Source organism: Gelidibacter pelagius (genome assembly GCF_017581925.1).
In the GTDB taxonomy this organism is placed as follows: Bacteria; Bacteroidota; Bacteroidia; order Flavobacteriales; family Flavobacteriaceae; genus Gelidibacter; species Gelidibacter pelagius.
In genome coordinates, this window is sequence record NZ_JAGEVG010000044.1 from 1 (window position 1) to 3,187 (window position 3,187).

A 3,187-nucleotide genomic window follows, 5' to 3' on the forward strand; every position below is an offset into this window, starting at 1 on the left:
AAAGCACTGTTCTGAAAAAAAGTAAAATGTATTCATTTTCAACTAATGCCATTCTATTGGCATCATACATCAATCCCAATTTGGCTATAGCAAAGACCTGTTTTATGAGCTTGTTGTCCCCGCTGGGAGGAGCATCCCGTTCGAGCTCACAATAACTATCGGCCACTATAACCCTGAGAATAGTTTCAAAAACACATCGTTCTACATATAGGAAAATTTAGGGAAAGGTGGTAGATTGGAGGTTGGAAATTTAGATTGATATAGATAAATAACTACAGTTGATCGTATTGGCACACTTAGGGGAGATATGTCACTGTTGGAGCTTATGAATGTAAGTTACATGCAACCTAATAAAAATAATTTGTAACATTTTGAAATTCCTTGTATCTAAATGAAAACTAAAAGGGAACAAAATGAAAAAAGCACTAGCAGTATTCGTATTTATTGTATCTACAATCGTAGTTAACTCTCAAACAATTTATTCAAAAGCATTTGGTAATCCAAATGATAAGCCACTAATCTTCCTTCACGGTGGACCAGGATATAATTCTGTGGGTTTTGAATCAACAACAGCTCAAAAACTTTCGGAAAGTGGTTTTTATGTCATTTCTTATGACAGACGTGGAGAAGGAAGGTCACCAGATAAAGATGCGAAATTCACATTTAATGAAACTTTTGATGATTTAAATTTAATTTACCAAAAATTCAATTTAACATCAGCAACATTGCTAGGACATAGTTTCGGTGGAATAATTGCAAACTTATATGCTGAAAAATATCCAAATAAAACTAAATCTATAATTCTTGTCTCTGCACCACTTTCGATGCCAGAAACTTTTTCTACCATCTTAAATTCATCAAAATCAATTTATATAAGTAAGAATGATTCAGTTAATCTTAACTATATAAATATGTTGGAGAAAATGGATAAAAACTCTATAGAATACAGTTCATACTGTTTTAGTCACGCTATGCAAAATGGATTTTATTATGCAAAAAAACCAACAATTGAAGCTTTAAATATTTATAAAAAATTTAAAACAGACTCTTTGCTTATAAAATATAGTTCAAAAATGACGTACGAAGCACCAAGAGGTTTTTGGCAAAATGAAAAATATACAACATTAGACTTAAAAGATAATCTAAAACAAATAGTGAAGAATGGCACACCTGTTTTCGGTTTATATGGTAAAGATGATGGTCTCTTTTCAAAGAGTCAAGTAAAAAACATTGAAAGTTTAATTGGGGAAAATAATTTAGTTTATTTAAACAACTGTTCTCACAACCTCTTTATAGACCAGCAAACCCAATTTATCAACGCATTAAAAAAATGGACTGAATAATGAATTTTGAAACTATTTATAAAACACACTGGCAAAAAGTTTTTAGGCTATGTATGGGTTACGTAAATGAAACTGATAGAGCAAAAGATTTAGCTCAAGAAACATTTATTAAAGTTTGGCAACAATTACCCAAATTTAGAAACGAATCTTCTATTGGAACTTGGATATTTAGGATTGCATCTAATACCTGCTTACGGCAGATTCAAAAAGATAACAAAATGCCTAAGTCCGAATTACCATTAGATATTAAAGATGAAATATTGGACACAAACATAGAGAAGGATATTCAGTTTTTATATCAGTGTATTTCTGAACTACAAGAAGTAGAACGAATCATAATATCCTTGGAATTAGAAGATATGAATCAAAAGGAAATAGCTGAAATTGTTGGTCTGTCTGAAGGCAACGTTAGAGTTAAGATTCACAGAATAAAAGAAAAATTAACACAAAAATTTAAAAAAAATGGAAACTAATATAGATTTTAGACAACTATGGAATAAACAAATAACAGAAACCCCGGATGTGGAAATTCTTTATTCTAAAGTAAATAAATTAAAAAAAAGAAGCTTTTTAACGCTAATAATCGTAAACATTACACTTTTATTAACCATATCTTTCATTGGTTTTATTTGGTATTATTATCAACCTGAATTAATAACTACTAAAATTGGTATTATATTGATTGTTTTAGCTACAATTATATATTTATTACCATTTAACAAACAATTTTCTTTACTTAACAAAAATAAGACAGAGCCTAATAGCAAGGAATACCTTCAACAACTTATAAAGTTAAAAGAGGCACAAGTATTCCAACAAACTAAAATGTTAAGTGTGTTTTTTATAATGCTATCTTTAGGTATTGGATTATATCTTTTTGAATATGTTTCTGGAATGACAATAACTTGGGGTATAATTACTTATTCCATAACCGCACTATGGTTTGCGATAAATTGGTTTTATTTAAGACCTAAAGCAATTACAAAACAGAACACAAAACTAAATAAGCTGTTAGCTGAATTTGAGAAATTGAATAATCAAATGAATGACTAAAGGGCAGCATATACCAAACGTTGGCATTATGCTAAAAAACCGAGAATTATGTCAATGACTATTATAGCTTTTATTAATAAAACAAAAATACCCTCAAAATTAGAACTTGAAGCTCAAATTAGAACACTCGGTTATAATTTTAAGTTTAACGAGAACTTTATTCTTTTTGACGAGTTTGGAGGAGATTGTGAATTAAATGGGCAGAAAACATTTTTTGAAGTTTATTTTATTAAAAAAGAGGAATTAGATGACTTGTCCTCATTAGATGAAGATTTAGATAATTATGATTCTGCATTTTCATTTATTTGGGGAGCTGATTCTATTGCTGGTGCTTGCATTTCAATAATTTCAGTAGCATTAATGGATTTGTGCAACTCCAAAATACTTTTTGAGGATTTTGAAGTTTGGTATGAACGAGAAAAACTTTTGGATGAAATCCCCATGTATTTGGAAGAAAAGAATACAAATCTTAAGAAAGATATTAAAAAAAAATTACCAGTCGATAAAAAAAGGAAAATTGAAAAAATAACAAAAATAATTATTTGGAGCCTATTAATTATCACTACCATATTAATGAATCGAAAAATAATTTCTTGGCATATTCCATCATTACTCTTGGCTTTTATACTTATTAAAAGTATAATTGAGAACAATAAAAAATGGAATTAAAATGGAATTGAAAAGCCTACAGCCAACAAAGCACTGTTCTGAAAAAAAGTAAAATGTATTCATTTTCAACTAATGCCATTCTATTGGCATCATACATCAATCCCAATTTGGCTATAGCAAAG

General features: G+C 29.2%; 4 protein-coding genes. All 4 read left to right on the forward strand.

Annotated elements, in window-relative coordinates; genetic code table 11:
- The first annotated feature begins 413 nt into the window (after positions 1 to 413).
- The 4 genes from J4051_RS18645 to J4051_RS18660 are packed head-to-tail and all read left to right on the forward strand — an operon-like array spanning position 414 to position 3,065.
- The gene (locus J4051_RS18645) at positions 414 to 1,343 is read left to right on the forward strand and encodes an alpha/beta fold hydrolase (RefSeq protein WP_208235400.1); all 930 of its coding nucleotides are present in this window, start codon (positions 414 to 416) and stop codon (positions 1,341 to 1,343) included.
- Positions 1,343 to 1,816, forward strand: coding sequence for an RNA polymerase sigma factor (locus J4051_RS18650; RefSeq protein ID WP_208235401.1), 474 nt, complete (start codon positions 1,343 to 1,345; stop codon positions 1,814 to 1,816). The genes J4051_RS18645 and J4051_RS18650 overlap by 1 nt, the downstream gene beginning before the upstream one ends.
- Positions 1,806 to 2,396: a hypothetical protein gene (locus J4051_RS18655; protein WP_208235402.1), complete on the forward strand. Its 591-nt coding sequence runs from the start codon at positions 1,806 to 1,808 to the stop codon at positions 2,394 to 2,396. The genes J4051_RS18650 and J4051_RS18655 overlap by 11 nt, the downstream gene beginning before the upstream one ends.
- A gap of 48 nt (positions 2,397 to 2,444) precedes the next feature.
- On the forward strand, positions 2,445 to 3,065 hold the full coding sequence (locus J4051_RS18660) for a hypothetical protein (RefSeq protein ID WP_208235403.1): 621 nt from the start codon (positions 2,445 to 2,447) through the stop codon (positions 3,063 to 3,065).
- Positions 3,066 to 3,187: the final 122 nt, after the last annotated feature.

Excerpts from the sequence above, each read along its gene's own strand:
- J4051_RS18645 (WP_208235400.1), top strand. The coding sequence starts at position 414 with ATGAAAAAAGCACTAGCAGTATTCGTATTTATTGTATCTACAATCGTA.
- J4051_RS18650 (WP_208235401.1), top strand. The coding sequence starts at position 1,343 with ATGAATTTTGAAACTATTTATAAAACACACTGGCAAAAAGTTTTTAGG.
- J4051_RS18655 (WP_208235402.1), top strand. The coding sequence starts at position 1,806 with ATGGAAACTAATATAGATTTTAGACAACTATGGAATAAACAAATAACA.
- J4051_RS18660 (WP_208235403.1), top strand. The coding sequence starts at position 2,445 with ATGTCAATGACTATTATAGCTTTTATTAATAAAACAAAAATACCCTCA.